The sequence below is a fragment of the Pseudoalteromonas sp. HF66 genome (assembly GCF_011806445.1).
Lineage (GTDB): Bacteria > Pseudomonadota > Gammaproteobacteria > Enterobacterales > Alteromonadaceae > Pseudoalteromonas > Pseudoalteromonas apostichopi.
This window is the reverse complement of the sequence record NZ_JAATOU010000004.1, coordinates 241,822-264,916: the sequence shown is the minus strand read 5'-3', so window position 1 is coordinate 264,916 and position 23,095 is coordinate 241,822. Positions and strand designations below refer to the sequence as shown.

Below are 23,095 nucleotides of genomic sequence, written 5' to 3'. Positions count from 1 at the left end.
TCAATAACGCAGAATAAATGCGTTTTAGCCATGCCCTTCGGGCGCTTCACAGGGCTTCCACTACTGCGTTGTAGCAAGGTACCTACTACTTGAATGCCAAGCCCTGAGTTTTAATCCCTGTAATAGTGCTGAAACTTGGATCCACAGGTAGTTTGGGTATCCTTTGCCAGATCATTTTGTAATTTCAAACTGAGTAACTTTGCCATTTAACTTGGTTAACTGCTTTAACTCAGTAAGCTTACTCTCTAACTCTTTCTTGCTAAGTGAAGGGCCTACAAAGACTTTTGTAAGTGTGCCGTTCGGGGTTTTGACTGGCCGAGTGAAGGTTTTGAAACCATTCGCTTTTAATTTTTCCTGTAGAGATTTCACATTAGGTGCGTGGGAAAAACTCCCCAGCTGAATGACATAAGCCATTTGTGTGAGGTTCTCTTCTGGCTTACGAGTTGGCTCTGGGGTTTTAGCGATTGGCTTTGCTGGTTCTTGCACTACAACTTTTGGCTCAGCTTTGGTAATGACAGGCTCATCTGTTGAGGCTTCAACCATTTTCGGCGCATCATCAATTTGCTGGGTTTCATTAGTAACAAGTTCAGTATCGTTTGCTTGAATATCTTCAACCGAAATTTGCGAAGGTTGCTCCGCTGAAGATACTTTATTATCAATCGCCTCTTGCAAGTCAATGGTAGTGAACTCAGGACGTTCAGGAATTGCTTTAAAGCCTTCTTTATAATGAACCTTTTCACCATCCAAAATGTTTGGGATGAAGACAATAGCCGCCACAACCACAATCGTGGTTCCTACTAAGCGATTAATAAACCCTGCGTTCACCGATTTCCTCTCTATTTTTTAAAGTAATTGATGGCTGCAGCCACAGTTATAAATGAACCAAACACAATCACTAACGTGTTTTCATCGACATTTGGTAATAACGTATCTAGCGCAGTTTCAACACTCGCATAGTGCGTGCTTGGCGCTGTTGATGCGGTTTCGGCTAATGCTTTAGCAAGATTCTCAACCTTGTCTCCACGGAAACAATCTAAGCTTGCTAACGACCACTGATCAACAACATTCGCCATGGCCGACATAGCAGCCACCTTATCTTTATCTGCAAGCATAGCGACTAATGCATGAATTTTAAACCCTTGATCTTTATACACGCTTAATTTGCGTGCCAAATATCGAGCAGATTCAGGATTATGCGCAACATCGGTAAAAATAAGCGGTTGCTCACTTAACTGCTGAAAGCGACCTTCGACAATAAGGTTAGCTAAGCAGTCACGCACTTGTTGCTCGCTTGGCAGTAGGTCAAGTTTTGCTAGTAAGGTCAACGCGGTTGCTGCATTTTGACAAGGGATCGCAGGCTTAGCTAAGCGCCAGTCTTTATCTTGGTACTGCCATTTAAAGCCTTCACTGTCTTCTGTGAATATGAAGTCACGACCTGATAGCACCATATCAGCGTTAATTTCGTTGCCATAATCAGTTACTGTGTGTGGAATGGCTAAATCGCCAACAATAGCAGGCGTATTGGTGCGGAAAATGCCAGCTTTATCGTAACCAACAAGTTCACGGGTATCACCTAGATATTCTTTATGGTCTAAATCTATGGTGGTGATCACACAAGCATGTGGTTTAACGATATTAGTGGCATCGTAACGACCACCAAGGCCGACTTCTAACAGTACATAATCAACGGCGTGACGTTTAAAAATAGCCAGTGCACCTAAGGTACCGTACTCAAAATAAGTTAGTTGCGTGTCAGCACGGCCTTTTTCTAGCATATCAAAAGCATCAACATGGAATTGATCATCAAGCTCTTGGCCATTAATACGTACGCGCTCGTTGTAACGAATAAGATGCGGCGAAGCATAAGTACCCACACTAAAACCCTGTGCAAGTAATAAGCTTTCTAGGCAACGGGCAGTGGTCCCTTTACCGTTAGTGCCTGCAATAAGGATTATTTTGCTTGATGTATCAAGTAAACCGACTTGGTTTGCCACGCGTTCTACGCGCTCTAAACCCATTTCGATATTGGCAGGATGGACATTTTCTAAATAACAAAGCCAATCATCAAGGCTTGATGATTGGCTAGGAAGGATTTCTGTCATAGCGTTTAATCAGTTAAGCTGAAATTTACGCTACTCTATGCTCTTGTTCAGTAGAAGGCAAGTTCATAAATTTCGCTAAGATACGTGCAAGGGTGTCACGCATTTCACGACGGTCAACAATCATGTCGATTGCACCGTGCTCTAGCAAGAATTCACTGCGTTGGAAACCTTCAGGAAGCGTTTCACGTACTGTTTGCTCGATTACGCGAGGACCCGCAAAACCGATAAGCGCTTTAGGTTCAGCAACGTTTACATCACCAAGCATTGCCAGTGATGCAGATACACCACCCATTGTTGGATCTGTTAATACTGAAATAAACGGTAAGCCTTTTTCGCTCATTTTCGCAAGCGCAGCACTTGTTTTAGCCATTTGCATTAATGACATAAGTGCTTCTTGCATACGTGCACCGCCTGATGCAGAGAAACAAATAAGTGGCATGTCGTGCTCTAAACATTGGTCTACAGCTTCAACAAAACGAGCACCTACTACTGACGCCATTGAACCACCCATAAACGAGAACTCAAAAGCAACAGCAGCAACAGGAATGCCTTTTAAACGGCCTTTCATTGCCACAAGTGCGTCTTTTTCGCCGCTTGCTTTTTGTGCTTGGGTAATACGGTCAGAGTATTTTTTAGAATCTTTAAACTTTAATACGTCTTTTGGTTCGTGCTCTGCACCAAGTTCTTGACGATCAGCATCGTCTAAAAAGTTTTCAAGACGTTTACGGCCACTTAAACGCATGTGGTGATCACACTTAGGACACACGTTGAGTGCTTTTTCTAATTCTGCTTTATATAAAATTGAATCACAGTCTGTACACTTAGCCCAAACCCCTTCAGGGATTTCTTTACGACCTGACGATTTAGTCGTTTTAGGTAAGATTTTTTCTAACCAACTCATTTGCAACTCTCTTAATGCTGTTCTGTGTCGCAGTCTGTTTAATTGGAAACACTCACTTGTGTTTCTGATAACAAATAAACAGACAGATTTTTTCAATTAAAACATGAATTACCCGCAGACGATATAAAAAACTGGTCTTAGTAGTAGTCTACTAAAGTCTAACTGTCTGAATCAGGTAAAAACAAAGGCCCTAATGGTGTTTTAGGAATGCCAAAATGTTCTGGGTAATCCACGTCAACTAAGTAAAGGCCAGCAGCTTTCGCTGTCGCACTTGCCTTAGCGCGCTCTTTTAAATCGAGTAATTCTTTTAACCACACGGGTTCATGCTTATGAAGACCAATGTCCATCAAACACCCTGTGATGTTTCGTACCATGTGATGTAAAAACGCATTGGCTTTAATATCAATAATCACATAATCACCTTGGCGTTTTACCGACAGGTGGTGAATAGTACGATTTGCTGTATTTGCTTGGCAATGTAGTGCTCTAAACGAAGTAAAGTCATGCTCGCCTATTAAATACTGACAGGCTTCTTGCATTTTAGTTTCGTCTAATGGGTGATGAAAGTGTGTCACCCCTTCACTCATGATAGCGCCGCGATAGGTGTAATTATAAATCACATAGCGGTAGCGACGAGCTGTAGCACTAAAACGAGCGTGAAAGTCTTCGCTTACAGGCTGGGCAAAGCGAATAGCAATATCTTTTGGTAGTAAGGTATTCATACCCATAGTGAACGCGACCATTTCACGCTCAGCGTGAGTATCAAAATGGATCACTTGCCCTGTGCCATGTACACCCGCATCGGTGCGGCCTGCACAAACAATTTCGACTGGATGATTACAAATACGCGACAACGCCGTTTCTACTTCTTGTTGTACGCTATTGACGTGTGATTGACGTTGCCAACCACTGTAACGCGCGCCGTTGTATTCTACTCCAAGTGCTACTCGCATAATGCTCTATTTACCTACTGTACTAAATGACGGGGCATTTTATGCGATCTACGAGCTCAATAAAAGCCACTCGAGTAGATCACATTGTTCTGTTACTCAGATATCACACCAATTCCTTAAGTATTATTGCGAGCTGGTATTAATCTTCTTCGATGTTATCGAGGCCCTTAGTGCCATCTTTAGCACGAAGCTTATGATGGATTGCTGACTTAATCAGCATATAGCCGCTAATAGGCGCGGTGATCAGTAAGAAAATTGAAATGAGAATTTCTTTTACGCTCATCCCTTCATTGGTATAGCTAAAATACACCATCGCAGCAATCAATAACGATGCCATTCCTAGGGTTGTTGCTTTAGTTGGACCGTGTAAACGCATAAAAAAATCAGGCATTTTCACAAGGCCTATTGAGCCTATTAGAATAAAGCAACCACCAATTAATAGTAAGATTGATACAATCCATTCACTCATCATTTGCTACCCTATTCAATAATATCGCCACGTAGCAAATACTTACATACAGCTACCGTGCTAACAAAGCCAAGCATAGCGATTAATAATGCGGCTTCAAAATATAAATCTGTTCCCATGCTCATGCCATACAGAATAATTAAAGCGATGGTGTTAATAAACATAGTGTCTAAAGCCAAAATACGATCAGGTACCGACGGCCCTACAATTAACCGCCACACGTTTAATAATAAAGATATAGCTATCATGGCGTAAACTATTAAAAAAACGGTATCTAGCATCGAAAAATCTCCTTAAGCGGTGCTTCATAGCGCTGCTTAATCGTTTTAATTAACGCTTGTTCATCAGCTAAATCGAGCACATGGATTAATAAATAGCGCTGCTCAATCTCTGCCCCCTCTTCGAGGGACTCAGGAATAGGGTAAACCTCTGCGCTCACAGTACCCGGCGTTAACGACACTGTACTTGCCAAAATAGTAATTGGCATTTCGTGGCTTAAATCCAAAGGCACTTTTATAAAACCTGGGCGCAATTTTTTAGTGGGCCCGAGAATCAACAGTGCCACTTGTAAATTGGCAGTCACAATATCATAAAGCACCAACAATAAGTGCCTAAACGCAAGACCCGGCCTTACAATTAGCGGCTGAGGATCACGAAATGGGAAAGTAATCCACGGAATGGTAATTGCGAAAAATGCAGCTAAAAACAGGTGTCCAGGCGACACACTGTTATTTAACAACAGCCATACAATAAATAATAAAACACTGCGAAATGGTGTTGGCAACCAACGAAAGCGAGCTTCTAAACGCATCAATGGCCTCCTTGTAATACAGTGTTGATGCTAGTGTTGATATCAAACAACTGCTCTGATGTTGCTAGCATATAGTCTGAAATAGGTCCTGCAAATACAACCATTAAAGGTGAACATGCAAGTAGCGCAACTACTGAAATCACTTTAAGAGGATGTGCTTTGGTGCCTTCAATTGCTTCACTGTCTTTATGAGTATGATCCCAGAATAAGCTTGTACCAGCGCGTGAAACCGCCACTAATAACGCCAAACTAGATACTAGGTAAATTGGCCAAAACAACATGGCTTTTTCACTATCTAGCGTGCTCTTTAAAATCCATACTTTACCTACAAAGCCAGATAACGGCGGCATACCAACAACGGCAAGAGCAGCAACTATGAAACAAGCACCAAGCAAGTATGGCTGTGCAACGGCACGACCTGCTACTAATCGGTCGGCAACTTTACCGCGTTGTTGAGCAATTAAATCTGCAATTAAAAATAGTGCTGCGCAAATAATAGTTGAATGCACTAAGTAGTAAAGTAGTGCAGCTGTTGCAGAGACATTTTGAATCGCAACCAATGCCACTAAAGTACCTACAGATACAACAACCAGATTCGCAACAAGCTTTCTAAGGTCTTGACTCGCTAATACACCAATACCACCCATAACTATGGTCGCTAGTGCTAAGCCCCATAACCAAGGTTGTGCCATGTGAGCAAGCTCGCCAGCATTATCACCAAATATTACGGTATACACACGTAGCATGGCATAAACACCTACCTTGGTCATAATCGCAAATAATGCAGCCACCAATGGCATTGCACTTGCGTAGGTATTCGGTAACCATAAATGCAATGGTAATAACGCGCCTTTTAAAGCAAATACCACAATTAATAACAAACCACCAATTTTAGCGAGGTAAACATCGTCACCCGTCAATTGCGGGACTTTTTGCGCTAAATCAGCAATATTCAATGTGCCTAGTACACCATAAAGTACACCTAGCGCAATCAAGAACACACTTGAACCAATTAAGTTTAAAATCACATATTGCAGTGCAGCACGGGTACTGTGTTTGTTACCTGCATGCATCAATAATGAGTATGAGGCAATTAACAAGACTTCAAAGAATACGAATAAGTTAAACACATCGCCAGTTAAAAAGGCACCATTAACACCTAACACTAAAAAGTGCACTAATGGGTGGAAAAAGCTCCCTTTTTTATCATCACCTGCACAGCTATAGAGCACTACAACCGCACCAAGGAAACTGGTAAGTAACACCAGTAGTGTTGCTAGTCTATCGGCAACCAGCACAATACCAAATGGTGCAGACCAGTCACCGATTGCGTAAACAAGCGGTGCTGTACTATTAACGTGGTATAATAAGTAAGCACTTACTGATAATGTGACAATCGACAAAATAACCGACGAAACACGACGGATATGTAAGTTTTTACCACATGGCGGCATGAGTAAAATAACACCTGCCAACATCGGAATTAGAATCGGTAAAGAAGCTAAATGCTGAATCATTTGTGCTCCTTCGATGATTTAACAAGGTGACCATCAACATGGTCATTACCCAAATCTGCACGACCACGAATCGCTAAAATAACCACAAAAGCGGTCATCGCAAAGCCAATTACAATTGCTGTTAAAACCAGCGCTTGAGGGAGTGGGTCGGCATACTCACTGCCTGTACCAAGTACAGCCGCTTTGTTAATTGTTAAGCGACCTGAAGAGAATAAAAACAGGTTAACTGCATACGACAACATAGTCAGGCCGAGTACCACAGGGAAGGTACGAGCCCGCAATATTAAGTAAATTCCGCATGCAACCAGCACGCCGACGCACGATGCGTACAATACTTCCATTAAATATTTACCTCTTGCTTGGGTGTATCAGCAGTTAATTTACCTAAACTTGCTAAAATCATCAGCGTTGCACCTACAACAGTTAAATACACACCTAAATCAAATACGATAGCACTAGCAAGTTCTGTTTTGCCGACTAACGGAATATCAAAATAATCAAACCAGGTTGTTAGGAATGGACGTTCGAAGAACCAACTTCCAATACCTGTGAACAATGCAATAGCAATACCTGACGCAATAATCTTACGATAATTCACGTCAAATCTGTCTGCAATCCAATGCGAACCATTGGCCATATATTGCAAAATAAATGCAATCGCGGTAACGAGTCCTGCAATAAAGCCACCACCTGGTAAGTTATGACCACGTAAGAAAATATACGCAGACACAAGTAATGCAAGTGGTAACAAGCTTTGTGAAATACTCGAGAGTAGAATTGGATAACGCTCTCTTGCCCATGGGCGCCCTTCGCTATCACTTGCTGGCATAAACAGCGGCAAGTTAATAAGCAGTTTATAAATACCTAATGCAGCAATACCCAATACGGTAATTTCACCTAGGGTATCAAACCCCCTAAAGTCAACGAGGATAACGTTTACAACGTTAGTACCACCACCACCAGTTTTTGCATTGGCAACAAAGAAGTCAGAAATTGACTCAAGTGGTCTTGTCAGAAGCGCATAACAAATACTTGCCACAACCACACCAATTGCCGATGAGATACCCAAGTCACGCAGAATACGCAGTGAGCTCGATTCTTTCGGAGTACGCTGCGGTAAAAAGAACAGTGCAAGCATCAGTAGCATCACGGTGACAACTTCAACCGTTAACTGAGTCAGTGCTAAATCTGGCGCAGAGAATCGAGTGAAAGCAACAGATACCATCAGGCCTACAATTGAAATCATAATCAAAGATATCATTCGTGAGCGGTGCCAAATAACCGTTGCCAACGCACCAATTATTAGTAAGCCTGCACCTATTGCATTATGGAAATCGATTGGGGTTAACTCGCTTGCTCCTGCTAACTGGCGCATTTCAAATAAAGGCCAACCCGCACACATGAGCACCACCGCAATCATCACAAAGGCATAACGCTGTAAGGAGCCATTTTCGATACGTTTAATCTTTTCTTGTGACCACTTAATCAAGCTATATAAGCCACGCTCAAAGCCTTTTTTAGCATTCAAAGTTGGTAATGACGCTTGGAAGTGGAACAGGTGCTTACGCTGCACATAAATCATCACACCAACGCTTGTTGCAATAAAGCTCATTAACAGAGGTAAGTTAAAGCCATGCCATACTGATAGCTTATAATCCGGGGCTACATCACCAAGCACTGCGAAAGATGCAGAAGCTAAAATATCGCTTACTGCAAAGTGCGGGAACATACCAACGAGTAAACACAGCACAACCAAAATTTCGATTGGCACACGCATATAGCGTGGTGGCTCATGGGGCTGTTTTGGCAAATCAATTGGGTCGCCATTGAAAAACACGTCATGAATAAAGCGCGCTGAATACGCCACAGATAGTGCACCAGCAATCGTTGCTAACACTGGAATTAACCACGACATAGAGCCAAGCACTTGTTGATGTAGTGTTTCGGCAAAGAACATTTCTTTCGACAAGAAACCATTTAACAGTGGCACGCCCGCCATAGCTGCAGCTGCCACCATAGCAAGTGTGGCGGTATACGGCATAAATCGCCACATACCATTAAGTTTACGCATATCACGGGTGCCAGTTTCATGATCAATGATACCCGTTGCCATAAATAACGACGCTTTAAACGTAGCGTGGTTAATAATGTGGAAAATAGCAGCCACTGTAGCAAGCTCAGTGTCTAAACCTAAGAGTAATGTAATTAAACCTAAATGGCTGATTGTTGAATAAGCCAACAAGCCTTTTAAATCATGCTTAAACAACGCGATATAAGCGCCGACCAATAAAGTCGCCAGACCCGTCATCGCCACTAAGATAAACCAAGTATCTGTGCCTGATAGCGCTGGATAAAAACGCGCTAATAAAAAGATACCCGCTTTAACCATGGTTGCAGAGTGTAAGTAGGCACTGACTGGTGTCGGTGCCGCCATCGCATGTGGTAACCAGAAATGAAATGGAAATTGCGCAGATTTGGTAAAAGCACCTAATAGCACTAATACCAGCGCAACTTCATAGAGTTCATGAGATTGAATAAGCGCTTTGCTTGCTAAAATAACGTCAAGATTATAACTACCAACAATATCACCAATAAGTAATAAACCAGCTAGTAATGCAAGACCACCGGCACCGGTAATAGCAAGCGCCATGCGCGCGCCTTTTCGAGCTTCTGATTTATGCCACCAATAACTGATCAATAAAAAAGAGCTAATACTGGTGAGCTCCCAAAAAAACCAAAGCTGAATCACATTGTTTGACATCACGATGCCAACCATTGCGGTCATAAATAGCATTAAATAGCAGTATAGCTTTGGCATTGAGTCGCTATTACTCAAGTAATAACGCGCATAAAAAATCACTAGGGTACCAATACCCAAGATCATATATAAAAAGAGTAACGTTAAACCATCAAGTCGAAACGAGACTTGCATGTTTAAAAGCGGGATCCACTCAGCAGTGTAGCGAATTGTTTCACCAGAAAAGACTGCAGGGGTATACGAAAATACAATTCCAAGGGCAATCAAAGGCGCTAACATGGTCAAAGCAGTGCTTTGGTTACGTGTTAGTTTTGAAGTGCAGGATGAAATAACACTGCCGATTAAGGATAACAGGGGTATCCAGAGCAAAGTCATAATTAGGAGCCTTTTAGTGTCATAAGAATATCAATACCGCTCTAGTTTTAATTAGTTGCGTACTGTTCATTTGGATGGTTAAAAGTTGGCTTCAAAAAAAGCTTACAATGCGTATAGTTATACTGTTCAGGTGCTATTTTGTCTATAGGAGACACTCCTATTTGCACAATATTTAACCGCTTTGCATACTAAAATAGCAATAAATAGTCGATTAGTCAGAAAAATTCTGCTCTTTGGAAGCTGTTGTAAACACTGGCTTTAAGCCTAAAAAGGCAAAATATTCAGAAAACCGAACCGGCTTTGTTAAGGGCTGGTTAATTTGTTTTTGCCAAAGCGCTCTGTATTGCTCAGATAACCCCATAGTTTGGTACTGCATAATCGACCAATTAGGGCTAGGTTTATAGGCCTTTTCATTGTCGCAAGCGACACTTTTTTGCCAGCTTTTTGGTGGAAGAACGCCATTTGCGATAAATAAATTTGGAGCGACTAACCCTTGCTGCTTGCACAGCCACTGCTGTTTTTTCTCTGCTAAAGCATATTCATCTTCAAAACCACTAAAGTGCATTAATTCATGTAAAAACACCGCATAAGGTTGCGATGAGTTAATATGCATAATACCGCCTTGAACATTTGCTGCCCCTTGATTCGACATCATCACAATAAAGTCAAAACCTTCAGGCCATTTTTGCTCTGCAGCATTTTGCCAATTACAACTAAGCGCCCCACCACTTGCATCACACTTAAATTTATCGGCTACATAAACAACCTCAGTGAAGCAAAAGCTGTCTTTGGCGGGCTCAGGAGCTTTGCTGTATTGCTGCTTATACTGGTTTAAAGCCTGAATCCCTTTGTAGTGATCTGTCATCATTAAAACATTAAATTTGCACTGGCTGCTTGCTTGTAAAGTCGCTGTTGATAAAGCAAATTGCTGTTGCTTCGCATAAGCAGGGGCAATTTGAGCTACCGGCATTTGTTGTTGCAATAGCCAAGCTTGCTTAGCATTCCCCTCAGGTAACTTGCCAGCTTGGCCTAAACTGCTTATATCGTGCCACTGTTGCGTTTGGACTAGCTGATCCGCTAAGGCTTGCTGCTGCAATAAAGTAAATTCAGCAAAGTAAGGCTGCCACCATAATTTTGCTGCAGTGTAGTCTTGTTGCTGCAAAAACCTAAGCGCAAGCTGATACACGGCATTGCTATCATCGAGCTTTGCCAGCTGGCGAAGTTGCGAGTTACTCAACACTAAATGCTGCAAATTAATAGCACTCGGCGCTAAATGATAGATAGCTGTCACTTGTGAAGGGCTGGTATTTGCGTAATAAAAATAAGCGGGAATAAAACGAGACACTGAGCTTGAAACAAGACCCAAGCTCAGTAATAGAATCACAATTAAAGAAACCTTAGCTTGCGTTTTCACCAGCCATTAACTCAAGCTCTAAACGGGCATATTTGTATTCAACAAATTCATGTACATTGGTGGCAAGGGCAAGCCTAAAATAGTCAGCAGCAAGGTAGTTATCACCAGCTGCTTGATGCATTTTAGCTAGATAGAAATAAGCTTCACATAAGCGATGTGCATACTCTTGCTCTGAAGTAACGCCTTCAATAATGCCAGATAAAAATTCAAACTCACTAATGTCACCTAAGTATAGTGCCAAGAGTTGGTAACCCCATTGTGACTCATCTACACCTTGTGAGTTAGCTTTTAAATCAATTAAGGCTTGCTTTTTATCAGCTTCTGATTGCGCTAAATAAAGCCATAACACACGATAAGGATCGCTGGGTGAACGATTTAAAAACTGTTGTAAATCATCTTGTGCAAGTAATGGGCGCTCACCATAGTAAAGTGCAATCCCACGATTTAAATAGGCGTACTCATGCTGCTCATTAAGCTCAAGTGCAGAATCAAAAAATTCGTAGGCTTGTTCATACTGCTGCATCAGTGTGTGGTGAATACCTAAAAAGTTATATACCTCAGCCAAATCTGGTTTGAGCTTAATCGCACGGTTAAAGTCTATTCGCGCTAACGTCGACATACCTAAGCTGTCAAATAACACGCCGCGATCGTAATAAAGCTTAGCCTGTTGCTCAGCACTTAAATCTGCGCGGTTTAACAACTCAGAGTAACGAGCAATCGTAATTTCATTACGAAAATCAGGCGCCAATGGTGCGGTAAAAGGCACATTAACAATAGGGACTGACTCAGATTGTGTGGTGGTTTGGCATGCACTTAAAGAAAAAATAGCCACAGCGGTCAATGCTAAGTGTTTAAAAATCATTAAATTCCTTAATACCTGAATTCTCTGTAGACAAAATCGAAGCGGATAGGTTTCATTAAAGCATAAAAAAAGGGGCTAAACAGCCCCTTTTTCTTATATCCAGCAAATAACTGGTTATTCAATCATCATTAAGCGTCTTTAGACTCTTCTGCTTTTTCTTCAGCAGCTGATTCCATAGCTTCTTTGATGCTTAGACGTACACGACCTTGGCGATCTACTTCAAGAACTTTAACTTTAACTTCTTGGCCTTCGCTCAGGTGGTCAGTCACGTTGTTAACACGCTCAGTGCTGATTTGTGAAATGTGCACTAGACCATCTTTACCTGGAAGAATATTAACGAACGCACCAAAATCAACGATACGAACAACTTTACCAGTGTAGATAGTACCTACTTCTAGCTCAGCAGTTAATTGCTCGATACGCTTAATAGCATCGTTAGCGCTGATGCCATCAGTTGCTGCGATCTTGATTGTACCGTCATCTTCGATTTCAATCGTAGTACCAGTTTCTTCTGTAAGTTGACGGATAGTTGCGCCACCTTTACCGATAACTTCAGCAATTTTCTTCGCAGGGATTTGCATTGTGTAAATGCGTGGCGCGAACTGAGATAACTCTTCAGAAGGTGCTGAAATCGCTTCGTCCATAACACCTAAGATGTGTAAACGTGCTGCTTTCGCCTGTTTAAGAGCGATTTGCATGATTTCTTTAGTGATACCTTCGATCTTGATATCCATTTGTAATGCAGTGATACCATTAGAAGTACCCGCTACTTTAAAGTCCATGTCACCTAAGTGATCTTCATCACCTAAGATGTCAGAAAGAACAACGAAATCTTCGCCTTCTTTAACTAGACCCATCGCAATACCAGCAACAGATGCTTTAATTGGTACACCAGCATTCATAAGAGCTAATGACGTACCACATACTGATGCCATAGACGATGAACCATTTGATTCAGTGATTTCAGAAACAACACGGATTGAGTATGGGAAGTCAGTTAGCGTTGGTAACACAGCTGCAATACCACGCTTAGCTAAGTTACCGTGACCGATCTCACGACGCTTAGGTGAGCCAACAAAACCAGTTTCACCTACGCAGAACGGAGGGAAGTTATAGTGCAGCATAAAGTGGTTTTTGTTAGTACCAGTTAAATCATCGATTAACTGTGAATCACGCTCTGTACCAAGTGTTGCAGTAACAAGTGCTTGCGTCTCACCACGAGTAAAGATTGCAGAACCGTGAGTACGAGGTAAAACCCCTGTCATTACGTCTAGTGCACGGATCATATCTGGTTCACGACCATCGATACGCTTCTCACCTGCGATGATACGGCCACGAACGATTTCTTTTTCTAAAGAACCAAATAGTTTACCAACTTCTTGTGTATCTAGCTCTTCGCCTTCAGCAAGCTCTGCAGTTAAAGTAGCAACAACTTCTTCTTTCGCTACACCTAGTGCTTCTTTACGCGCTACTTTGTCAGTGATGCGGTATGCTTCACCTACTTTTTCAGCAGCGATTGCAGAGATTTTCTCAGCAAGTGTTACGTTTTTCTCTGGTGCAGTCCAATCCCAAGCTGGTTTACCTGCTTCAGCTTTGAATTCGTTGATTGCGTTGATGATAGCTTGAGATTGCTCATGACCATAAACAACCGCACCTAACATTACTTCTTCAGATAGTGTTTCAGCTTCTGATTCAACCATAAGTACTGCGTTATCAGTACCTGCAACAACTAGGTCTAATTGGCTCTCTTCAAGCTCAGCTAGTGTTGGGTTAAGTACATATTCGCCGTTGATGAAACCAACGCGTGATGCACCGATAGGACCATTGAATGGGATACCAGAGATAGCAAGAGCTGCTGAAGTACCAATCATAGCAACCATGTCAGGTTGGATTTCTGGATTAACAGAAACAACTGTCGCAATTACTTGTACTTCGTTTACGAAACCGTCTGGGAAAAGTGGACGGATTGGACGGTCGATTAAACGAGCGATAAGCGTTTCGCCATCGTTAGGACGACCTTCACGCTTAAGGAAACCACCAGGGATACGACCCGCAGCGTACATACGCTCTTGGTAGTTAACTGTTAGTGGAAAGAAGTCTTGACCTGGTTGTGCATCGCGCTTGCCTACAACAGTAACTAATACTGAAGTATCGCCAATGCTTGCTAGTACTGCGCCGTCAGCTTGACGAGCGATAGCACCAGTTTCTAGAGTCACAGTGTGTTGACCTAGTTGAAATTCTTTAATAATTGCTTGCACTTAAAAATATCCTTTAAATGTAAAAGCAACTCAGAGCAGTGCTCCGAATTGGTAAAAAATAGTCCATCAAAGTACCAATTACAGTACTTAATTGTGCTTATGAAAACACGATTAAGTACTACAATTGGCAATGATGTTTTTTCAATTACTTAGTAGATTCACCTACTAAGATGTGCGCTAGTATACCTTTCATGCGCGCACAAAAAAAGGGGCTAAATAGCCCCTTTTCTCGTAATCTAGTTCTTAGCGACGTAGGCCAAGCTCTTGGATTAACGCAGTGTAACGTGCAATGTCTTTACCTTTAAGGTAGTCAAGCAGTTTACGGCGTTGGCTTACTTTGCGAAGAAGACCACGACGTGAGTGGAAGTCGTGCTTGTGGCTAGCAAAGTGACCTTGAAGCTTGTTGATATCGAAAGTTAGAAGTGCAACTTGTACTTCAGGTGAACCAGTGTCGCCTTCAGCGCGTGCAAATTTACCGATGATCTCAACTTTTTCTTGATTGCTTAGTGACATAGTAACTCCAAAAATTAATTTAAATTGTGTTTTAGCCGATCACTAATTCAGCCAAAACGATTGAGCGGGGCGTATTCTACCCAGCTTTGCTTATAACTACAAGGTAATCTTTACTCAGGCAGCTGATTTGATAAGCCACGCTTTGATTTCAAGTGACCATCTTTATGGCGCTCACCGGTACCAATGAACACCCCATCAGCCATTACCTTTACTACCCCATCTGGTACAGGCCTACCAATCACTACTGTTTGACCATGACTAAATGCCACGCCCTGCTCTTGGGTAATCTCAATCACAGGTAAGTCAACCAAAGCAGTATCCATTGGCAATAGTAGCTCATCGAGGTAGTTTGAAGGCGCAACATCGTCTGCTTTTGCTTGCTGTAGCTTTTCTTCAAGTTGCTCAAGAGTGACCATTTTCTCACTTGGATAATGGCCAACTGCACTGCGGTGTAACATGATAACATGAGCACCACAGCCAAGCTTTTCACCTAAGTCGTCAACAATAGTACGAATATAAGTGCCTTTAGATACATGTGCCGTCATTTGTACTTCGTTATTAGCTTCATCAAACTCATCAAGCGTTAAACTAAATACATTAATTTTTCGACACTTACGCGGCACTTCAATGCCTTCGCGGGCATATTTATACAAAGGCTGACCTTGGTATTTAAGCGCAGAGTACATCGAAGGGTATTGATCCGACTCACCTAAGAAACTGGCAATTTGCTCAGCTAATTGCTCAGGTGTTACCGATACTTCACGCGTTTCAACCACTTCACCATCTGAATCAGACGTTGTAGTTCGCTCACCAAGTTTGGCACGAACAACATAGGTTTTGTCTGTATCGAGCAAAAACTGGGTAAACTTAGTCGCTTCACCAAAACAAATAGGCAGCATACCCGTCGCGAGCGGATCAAGCGCACCTGTGTGGCCTGCTTTTTGAGCAAAGTATATTCCCTTTGCTTGCTGCAATGCTTTGTTTGATGAAATACCTTGCGGCTTATTAAGTAATAAGATGCCGTCAATAGCACGACCTTTACTGCGTCTAGCCATTAGCCTTTAGTGCCTTCTTCGCCGTCGTCTTCGTCTACATGCTTAGCATTGTCTTCACGAATAACAGAATCAACCAAGTTTGAAATACGCATACCTTCCATTAGTGAGTTATCGATTACAAAACGTAACTCTGGCATGATGCGCGCACGAATGCGTTTACCTAATAAAGAACGAATATAACCCGTTGCTTCATTTAAGATTTTAGCGCTTTGCTTGGCTTTATCTTCATCATCCGTGTTGAATACCGTGATAAATACTTTTGCGTAAGATAAGTCGCGAGATACCTCAACCGCAGACACTGTTACCATGCCTAGGCGTGGATCTTTGATTTCGCGTTGAAGAATAACAGCAATCTCTTTTTGAATTTGCTGAGCAACACGATCAGTGCGAGAAAATTCTCTCATTTCATTTCACTCTAAAATAATAACTTATTGATGTTAAAGAATAAGTTAATTTAATTACGAATGTACAAATGGGGGCTAGGCCCCCATTTAAAGCAATAACTTAAACGAAATTAAAGTGAACGTTGTACTTCAACCGTCTCGAATACCTCGATTTGGTCGCCAACTTTAACATCGTTGTAGTTCTTAACGCCGATACCACACTCCATACCGTTACGAACTTCTTGAACGTCGTCTTTAAAGCGACGTAGTGACTCAAGTTCACCTTCGTAGATAACCACGTTATCACGAAGTACACGGATAGGTGCGCTACGCTTAACGATACCTTCAGTAACCATACAACCTGCGATTGCACCAATCTTAGGTGACTTGAACACGTCACGAACTTCAGCAAGACCAATGATCTCTTGCTTGAATTCTGGAGCAAGCATACCTGACATCGCTTGTTTAACTTCTTCAATCAGGCTGTAGATTACGCTGTAGTAACGTAAGTCTAGGTTTTCTGACTCAATCACTTTACGAGCTGATGCATCAGCACGTACGTTAAAGCCAACAACAATCGCGTTAGAGGCTGCTGCAAGAGTTGCATCAGTTTCAGTGATACCACCTACACCTGAACCTACAATCTTCACTTTAACTTCATCAGTAGAAAGCTTAGTTAATGAATCAGCGATTGCTTCGATTGAACCTTGTACGTCAGCTTTAAGAACGATGTTAACTTCTGATACATCACCTTCAGCCATGTTCGTAAACATGTTTTCAAGCTTCGCTTTTTGTTGACGAGCAAGCTTCACTTCACGGAATTTACCTTGACGGTAAAGTGCTACTTCACGCGCTTTACGCTCATCTTTAACTACTGTTGCTTCATCACCAGCAGCAGGGATACCAGATAGACCTAAAATCTCTACTGGAATAGATGGACCAGCAGACTTAATGTCTTGTCCGTTCTCATCTTTCATCGCACGTACACGGCCATATTCAAGACCACAAAGTACGATATCACCTTGGTTAAGCGTACCAGACTGAACTAGGATTGAAGCAACTGGACCACGGCCTTTATCAAGACGCGATTCAATTACAACACCTGCAGCCATACCTTCAGCTGGCGCAGTTAGCTCAAGTAGCTCAGCTTGCATTAATACTGCTTCAAGTAGGTCATCAATACCTAAACCTGTTTTCGCAGAGATATGCACAAACTGTGTTTCACCACCCCACTCTTCTGGGATAACATCTAATTGTGCTAGCTCGTTCTTAACGCGATCTGGGTCGATGCCTTCTTTATCCATCTTGTTTACTGCGATGATTAAAGGAACGCCTGCAGCACGGGCGTGCTGAACCGCTTCTTTAGTCTGTGGCATTACACCATCATCGGCTGCAACAACAAGAATTACAATATCCGTAGCTTTAGCACCACGAGCACGCATTGATGTAAACGCGGCGTGACCTGGCGTATCTAAGAATGTGATCATATGACCATTTGTTTCAACGTGATATGCACCAATGTGCTGAGTAATACCACCGGCTTCACCAGAAGCAACTTTTGCTGAACGAATGTAATCAAGTGTTGACGTTTTACCGTGGTCAACGTGACCCATTACTGTCACAACCGGTGCACGAGGAATGGCTTTACCTTCTTCGCTACGGTCGTTTAGTACTTTCTCTTCTAATTCATTTTCTTTAACAATGATAACCTTGTGACCCATTTCTTCAGCAACAAGCTGTGCTGTTTCTTGGTCAATCACTTGGTTAATGGTAACCATGTCACCCATCTTCATCATTGTTTTAACAACTTCAGCACCTTTAACTGCCATACGTGATGCAAGCTCAGCAACAGTGATTGTTTCACTGATACGAACTTCATTTTTCACGTCAGCGGTTGGTTTTTGGAAACCATGTTGTAAAGACGTTGGTGCTTTTAGCTTGCCTTTCTTACCTTTAGGACCGGCAGCCTGTTTATCTTTTTGAGGTCCTTTTTTCTTTTTCTTACGACGAGCGCTATGCTCTTCACGTGCGTCAGATTCATCTTCTGCTTCACGTGCGTAAGTTGAAGTCGTAAGGTGGTGATCAGCGCTTTCTTCACGCTTCTTACGCTCTTCTTCTTCCTTTTTCCAGCGAGCTTCATTTTCTTCAGCTAGCTTTCTTGCCTCTTCTGCTTGACGTTTCGCTTCTTCTTCAGCTTTTCTCAATGCGGCCTCTTCTGCTTCTTTTTGCAGACGCTCAGCTTCGGCGCGATCTTGTTCAGACTTAGCACTTTGCTCTGGGGTCATCTGCTTCTGTTTCGCTTTACGCTCAGCTTCAGCTTTACGTTTAGCCTCTTCTTTGGCTTTACGCTCAGCTTCTTCTTTCGCTTTGCGTTCTGCCTCTTGTTTCGCTTTTAGCTCTTCAGCTTCTTGCTGGGCTTTAAGCTCTGCTGCTTTACGTGCAGCTTCTTCTGCAGCTAAACGCTCTTCTTCTTGCTGTTGCTCAATGGCGCTTTTCTTGACGTAAGTACGTGTTTTACGTACTTCAACTTGCACAGACTTTGCTTTACCTGTTGAGCCAGTCACACTTAGAGTGCTCTTGCTTTTACGTTGCAAAGTCATGCGAGCAGGGCCTTCAGACCCTGTACCGCCGTGCTGCTTGCTTAAGTGATCAAGTAATGTTGACTTTTCAGCCTCCGTTACCATATCACCTGCTTTTTTTGATATACCGGCTTGCTCAAGCTGCTGTAATAACTTATCAACAGTTGTACCAATATCTCCGGCTAGTTTTTCAACATTTACTTCTGCCATAGTGTGTAATACCTCCGTTAATAAATTACTCGTCTGCGAACCAACAAATGTTACGCGCAGCCATAATTAGCTTACCAGCTTCTTCTTCTGATAGCTCAGTGATGTCTACTAACTCATCAATACCTTGCTCAGCTAAGTCTTCAAGTGTTACTACACCTTTGCTTGCCATAACAAATGCAAGATGACGCTCTAAGCCCTCAAGTGCTAGTAGGTCTTCTGCAGGTTCAGCACCTTCTAAACTTTCTTCCGTTTTAAGCGCTTTAGTTGTTAATGCGTCTTTTGCACGTGAACGTAAGATATCAACTGTTTCTTCATCTAAACCGTCGATTTCTAGGAATTCCGATGCAGGAACGTAAGCAACTTCTTCAAGTGTTGAGAAACCTTCGTTGATAAGTAATGTTGCAAACTCATCATCGATATCTAGGTATTCAGTGAATAAGTTAATTAGCTTGTCTGATTCAGCTTCGTTCTTCGCACGCATGTCATCAACTGTCATTACGTTTAATTCCCAACCAGTTAACTGGCTAGCAAGACGAACGTTTTGACCGTTACGACCAATTGCTTGTGCTAGATTATCTGCTTCAACAGCAATATCCATTGAATGAGTATCTTCGTCCATTACGATTGACGCAACTTCTGCTGGCGCCATTGCATTGATAACGAATTGTGCTGGGTTATCATCGTAAAGAACGATATCAACACGCTCACCACCAAGCTCAGTTGAAACAGCTTGTACTCGAGCACCACGCATACCAACACACGCACCCACTGGGTCGATACGTTTATCGTTAGATTTTACTGCGATTTTTGCACGAGAACCTGGATCACGTGCTGCAGCACGTAATTCAATCATCTCTTCGCCAATTTCAGGTACCTCAATGCGGAATAACTCCATTAGCATTTCAGGTTTAGAACGCGTTACAAATAATTGCGCGCCACGAGCTTCCGGCTTAACTTCGTAAAGTAAACCACGGATACGGTCACCTGGACGGAAGTTCTCACGTGGTAACATATCATCACGGTAGATAACCGCTTCAGCATTGTTACCAAGGTCAAGTACGATTGCATCACGTGTTGCTTTTTTAACAACACCAGTTACCAATTCGCCTTGTTGATCTTTATATTCTTCAACAACTAAAGCACGCTCAGCTTCACGTACTTTTTGTACGATAACTTGCTTTGCCATTTGTGTCGTAATACGGTCGAACTTGATTGACTCAATTTGTTCTTCGACGTAATCACCTAGTTGTAAGTTTTCGTCTTCAACTTGTGCTGCTTCAAGCGTGATTTCGCTGTATGGATGTTCTAAAGAACCATCTTCAAGAACTTCAGCGATTTTCCAGCGACGGAACGTGTCGTAATCACCAGTTTTACGATCGATTGATACGCGAACGTCAATTTCGCCATCGTGTTTTTTCTTTGTTGCAGTCGCTAATGCGAACTCTAACGCTTCAAAAATCTTTTCTTTTGGAACCGCTTTCTCATTGGAGACGGCTTCAGCAACCAATAATATTTCTTTTGCCATGGGTTATGCCTCGCTTGCCCTATTCCTTCGCACTCGAATTAAAACTTTGCGATGATGTTCGCACGTTCAATGTTACTGATCATAATCATATGCTCAGTGCCATCTGCTGAAAGTGTGATCATATCACTGCTAACTGATACTAAATCGCCTTTAAAGTTACGACGACCATCTTGCGGAAGCTTAGTACGCACGCGTACTTCTTCTCCTTGCGCCTTCTCGTAGTGATCTTGTTTGAATAATGGACGATCAACACCAGGAGACGAAACTTCCAAATCATATTCATTTGTAATTGGGTCTTCGACATCTAAAATTGCGCTAACTTGACGACTAACGTCGGCACAATTGTCAACCGTAATCCCTGCATCGTGATCGATATAAACACGTAATGTAGAGTGGCGACCAGCTTGCACAAACTCAAGACCATGTAACTCAAAGCCTAACATTTCAACGGCCGGTGAGAGCATGGCTACTAAATCTTGCTCAAGTTTTGTCACGAAAATCCTCCATACAAACAAAAAAAGGGCATATAGCCCTGAAATACTGAGTTTAATAATGATTTAAAATCACCGCCAAGCAGATACAACAACGCCCCGAACCAAGCGGGGCGTCACACCTAAAGCATAAAACTGTGTGGCCTAGGGCCAAGCTTGGTTGCGAGTCAATTACCTGACCAAATTAAACTAGATAGCCTAAACGCAAAACGCGCATTACCAGAATGCGCGACTTCATACAGTAAAAATTACTGTGCATACTAAGTACACTTACAATGCCTTAGCATGTATTTGGTTGCGGGAGCCGGATTTGAACCGACGACCTTCGGGTTATGAGCCCGACGAGCTACCAGGCTGCTCCATCCCGCGCCAATAGATATTAAAAGTAACTTAATATCATCTAATCGAGTGCAAAACACCTCAATTCAATGGCGGCCATTATAAGCATGTAGCGCTCAATTAGCAACCTTCCAGCATGAATTAGTTAGACTATTTTTTGCCTAAAAAATTTATGACAACCTTGTCATAAATTTTCCAAAACTGGAAATTCTTGTCTATATTTAATCAAATAATAAGAACAACCTATAGCCTCGGCTATTAAGCGATGTACTATGAGTCTATCTTCATTTCAAAAAAGACTGTTACTACAAGACATTGAATTGCTAAAACCTGATTTTCATCAGTATACAAGCGCCTATCATCGCAATCTTAGTTCATATAAGTTAACTATGGTGGTGCCAGATCATGAAAGCATAACTAAGCGCAGTTATATCTTGTATTGTGCTTTGAATAAGATAATCAGTCATCTTGATGACTTACATCAAGTCACACCATTTATCCATTACTTAGCAAATAACCTAAGCTTTTTAAAAGTATCCTTTAACGATATCGATTCGCTTTGCAGAGCCTTTATCGAAACCCGCAAATCATACATTCACCCAATTGACTCTCAATTGCATCGCGCTTGGCTGCAAGCTACGAGAGTGTTTGCAAATATTGTCAAAAGTTACTTGTTTTCTTATTCAAATGTGGTGTCTTTTAGCGCGTATTGTCCCGCACGATTAAGTTCATAGCTTCGTTAACTCGCTGTTGAGTCTGTCGATTTGTTTTTGCTCAATAGCGATAAGAGTATTAAAGCGACTAGTTAGAGCTGTCATTTTGTCTGCTAATGCATTGTCGCTATTTGCATCAGCTAAATTGCGAGGGCGGCTACTTAGTTGTTGCTCAAGCTCTGACATTTGCATGTTAAGCTCAGCTTGATAAGTATCTATTTTATTCTCGTGCTCTGAAATTTTACGCATAATCTGTTTTGAGCGAATAAAACTAGCGACCTCATTATTGGCAACCTTGTTAGCATATGATGTTAAGGTGTACTTTTCAGCCATGAGCCTATCAATACTACGCTGCTCGCCGTTAATAAGTAGGCCGTAACGCTCAGATGCGGCGCTCATCTGTTTGGCAATGGCTGCCTGTTTCTTAGCACCCACCAAGTTACGCAGCTGAGAATCAGATTGCTCAGATAAGGCCGCAATTTCCCTGTTCATTTTGAGCTTAAATGTATCAATTTTATTGTTATGTTCTGCAATTTTCGCATCAATTTGCTTTAAGCGGATATAACGCTCGACTTCCGCGGAATCTTTATCTGTTGATGTTTGTGCATCATTATTTGAAGTATACGAAAGGTGTGGGCTTTGCTCTTTAATAGTAATCAACTTTGCATCTTTGCCACAAGGTTGTTGGCTAAACTCAGCAACACCATTTTTCTCACAGTGATAAACAGTGCTGTGCGCCAAAGGGCAAACTAGTAGGCTTATAAATAGTAAATGTAAGTTAATTTTCATGTCGTACCATCCCTAGTTTTTTACTCATTAATTATGCCATTAATATACCTTTTTTATAGACTATATTAATCGATCTAT

General features: G+C 42.0%; 20 protein-coding genes and 1 tRNA gene. All 21 read right to left on the bottom strand.

What is annotated here, in order from left to right; genetic code table 11:
- Positions 1-171 precede the first annotated feature (171 nt).
- The 21 genes from HCZ11_RS06800 to HCZ11_RS06700 all read right to left on the bottom strand — a co-directional run bounded on the left by HCZ11_RS06800 (position 172) and on the right by HCZ11_RS06700 (position 23,017).
- On the bottom strand, positions 172-825 hold the full coding sequence (locus HCZ11_RS06800; RefSeq protein WP_130051965.1) for an SPOR domain-containing protein: 654 nt from the start codon (positions 823-825) through the stop codon (positions 172-174).
- Positions 826-836: 11 nt separating this feature from the next.
- Entirely contained in the window at positions 837-2,102 is a 1,266-nt protein-coding gene (gene folC, locus HCZ11_RS06795) for a bifunctional tetrahydrofolate synthase/dihydrofolate synthase (RefSeq protein ID WP_130051966.1), read from the bottom strand.
- Positions 2,103-2,127: 25 nt separating this feature from the next.
- A complete protein-coding gene (accD, locus tag HCZ11_RS06790; RefSeq protein WP_130051967.1) occupies positions 2,128-3,003 on the bottom strand; it encodes an acetyl-CoA carboxylase, carboxyltransferase subunit beta in 876 nt (291 codons plus the stop codon).
- Between the two features lie 158 nt (positions 3,004-3,161).
- Positions 3,162-3,956 (bottom strand): tRNA pseudouridine(38-40) synthase TruA, encoded by a 795-nt coding sequence (truA, locus tag HCZ11_RS06785; RefSeq protein WP_130051968.1) that lies wholly within the window; start codon positions 3,954-3,956, stop codon positions 3,162-3,164.
- 139 nt (positions 3,957-4,095) lie between these two features.
- Entirely contained in the window at positions 4,096-4,428 is a 333-nt protein-coding gene (locus HCZ11_RS06780; RefSeq protein ID WP_130051969.1) for a Na+/H+ antiporter subunit G, read from the bottom strand.
- Positions 4,429-4,436: 8 nt separating this feature from the next.
- Positions 4,437-4,706 (bottom strand): K+/H+ antiporter subunit F, encoded by a 270-nt coding sequence (locus HCZ11_RS06775; RefSeq protein ID WP_130051970.1) that lies wholly within the window; start codon positions 4,704-4,706, stop codon positions 4,437-4,439.
- Positions 4,700-5,236 carry a Na+/H+ antiporter subunit E gene (locus HCZ11_RS06770; RefSeq protein WP_130051971.1) on the bottom strand — a complete coding sequence of 179 codons (537 nt, stop codon included), beginning with the start codon at positions 5,234-5,236 and terminating at the stop codon, positions 4,700-4,702. Before HCZ11_RS06770 ends, HCZ11_RS06775 begins: the two co-directional genes overlap by 7 nt.
- A complete protein-coding gene (locus HCZ11_RS06765; protein WP_130051972.1) occupies positions 5,236-6,753 on the bottom strand; it encodes a monovalent cation/H+ antiporter subunit D in 1,518 nt (505 codons plus the stop codon). Before HCZ11_RS06765 ends, HCZ11_RS06770 begins: the two co-directional genes overlap by 1 nt.
- On the bottom strand, positions 6,750-7,094 hold the full coding sequence (locus tag HCZ11_RS06760; RefSeq protein ID WP_167657981.1) for a Na+/H+ antiporter subunit C: 345 nt from the start codon (positions 7,092-7,094) through the stop codon (positions 6,750-6,752). Before HCZ11_RS06760 ends, HCZ11_RS06765 begins: the two co-directional genes overlap by 4 nt.
- Positions 7,094-9,886 (bottom strand): monovalent cation/H+ antiporter subunit A, encoded by a 2,793-nt coding sequence (locus HCZ11_RS06755; RefSeq protein WP_167657980.1) that lies wholly within the window; start codon positions 9,884-9,886, stop codon positions 7,094-7,096. The genes HCZ11_RS06760 and HCZ11_RS06755 overlap by 1 nt, the downstream gene beginning before the upstream one ends.
- A gap of 211 nt (positions 9,887-10,097) precedes the next feature.
- Complete coding sequence (locus HCZ11_RS06750; protein ID WP_130051974.1) at positions 10,098-11,270, bottom strand: hypothetical protein; 1,173 nt, start codon at positions 11,268-11,270, stop codon at positions 10,098-10,100.
- A 13-nt stretch (positions 11,271-11,283) separates the two neighbouring features.
- Positions 11,284-12,162, bottom strand: a complete 879-nt coding sequence (nlpI, locus tag HCZ11_RS06745) for a lipoprotein NlpI (RefSeq protein WP_130051975.1) — start codon at positions 12,160-12,162, stop codon at positions 11,284-11,286.
- 128 nt (positions 12,163-12,290) lie between these two features.
- A complete protein-coding gene (pnp, locus tag HCZ11_RS06740) occupies positions 12,291-14,420 on the bottom strand; it encodes a polyribonucleotide nucleotidyltransferase (protein WP_130051976.1) in 2,130 nt (709 codons plus the stop codon).
- Positions 14,421-14,663: 243 nt separating this feature from the next.
- Positions 14,664-14,933: a 30S ribosomal protein S15 gene (gene rpsO / locus HCZ11_RS06735; protein ID WP_130051977.1), complete on the bottom strand. Its 270-nt coding sequence runs from the start codon at positions 14,931-14,933 to the stop codon at positions 14,664-14,666.
- Positions 14,934-15,043: 110 nt separating this feature from the next.
- Positions 15,044-15,988, bottom strand: a complete 945-nt coding sequence (truB, locus tag HCZ11_RS06730) for a tRNA pseudouridine(55) synthase TruB (protein ID WP_167657979.1) — start codon at positions 15,986-15,988, stop codon at positions 15,044-15,046.
- Positions 15,988-16,392: a 30S ribosome-binding factor RbfA gene (gene rbfA, locus HCZ11_RS06725; protein ID WP_130051979.1), complete on the bottom strand. Its 405-nt coding sequence runs from the start codon at positions 16,390-16,392 to the stop codon at positions 15,988-15,990. The genes truB and rbfA overlap by 1 nt, the downstream gene beginning before the upstream one ends.
- Before the next feature lie 110 nt (positions 16,393-16,502).
- Complete coding sequence (gene infB / locus HCZ11_RS06720) at positions 16,503-19,160, bottom strand: translation initiation factor IF-2 (protein WP_130051980.1); 2,658 nt, start codon at positions 19,158-19,160, stop codon at positions 16,503-16,505.
- Positions 19,161-19,185: 25 nt separating this feature from the next.
- Positions 19,186-20,685, bottom strand: a complete 1,500-nt coding sequence (gene nusA, locus HCZ11_RS06715) for a transcription termination factor NusA (protein WP_130051981.1) — start codon at positions 20,683-20,685, stop codon at positions 19,186-19,188.
- A 38-nt stretch (positions 20,686-20,723) separates the two neighbouring features.
- Positions 20,724-21,179: a ribosome maturation factor RimP gene (gene rimP, locus HCZ11_RS06710; RefSeq protein WP_054553177.1), complete on the bottom strand. Its 456-nt coding sequence runs from the start codon at positions 21,177-21,179 to the stop codon at positions 20,724-20,726.
- Between the two features lie 289 nt (positions 21,180-21,468).
- Positions 21,469-21,545: transfer RNA gene (locus HCZ11_RS06705), tRNA-Met, on the bottom strand.
- A gap of 698 nt (positions 21,546-22,243) precedes the next feature.
- A complete protein-coding gene (locus HCZ11_RS06700; RefSeq protein WP_167657978.1) occupies positions 22,244-23,017 on the bottom strand; it encodes a DUF4124 domain-containing protein in 774 nt (257 codons plus the stop codon).
- Between the last annotated feature and the right edge of the window lie 78 nt (positions 23,018-23,095).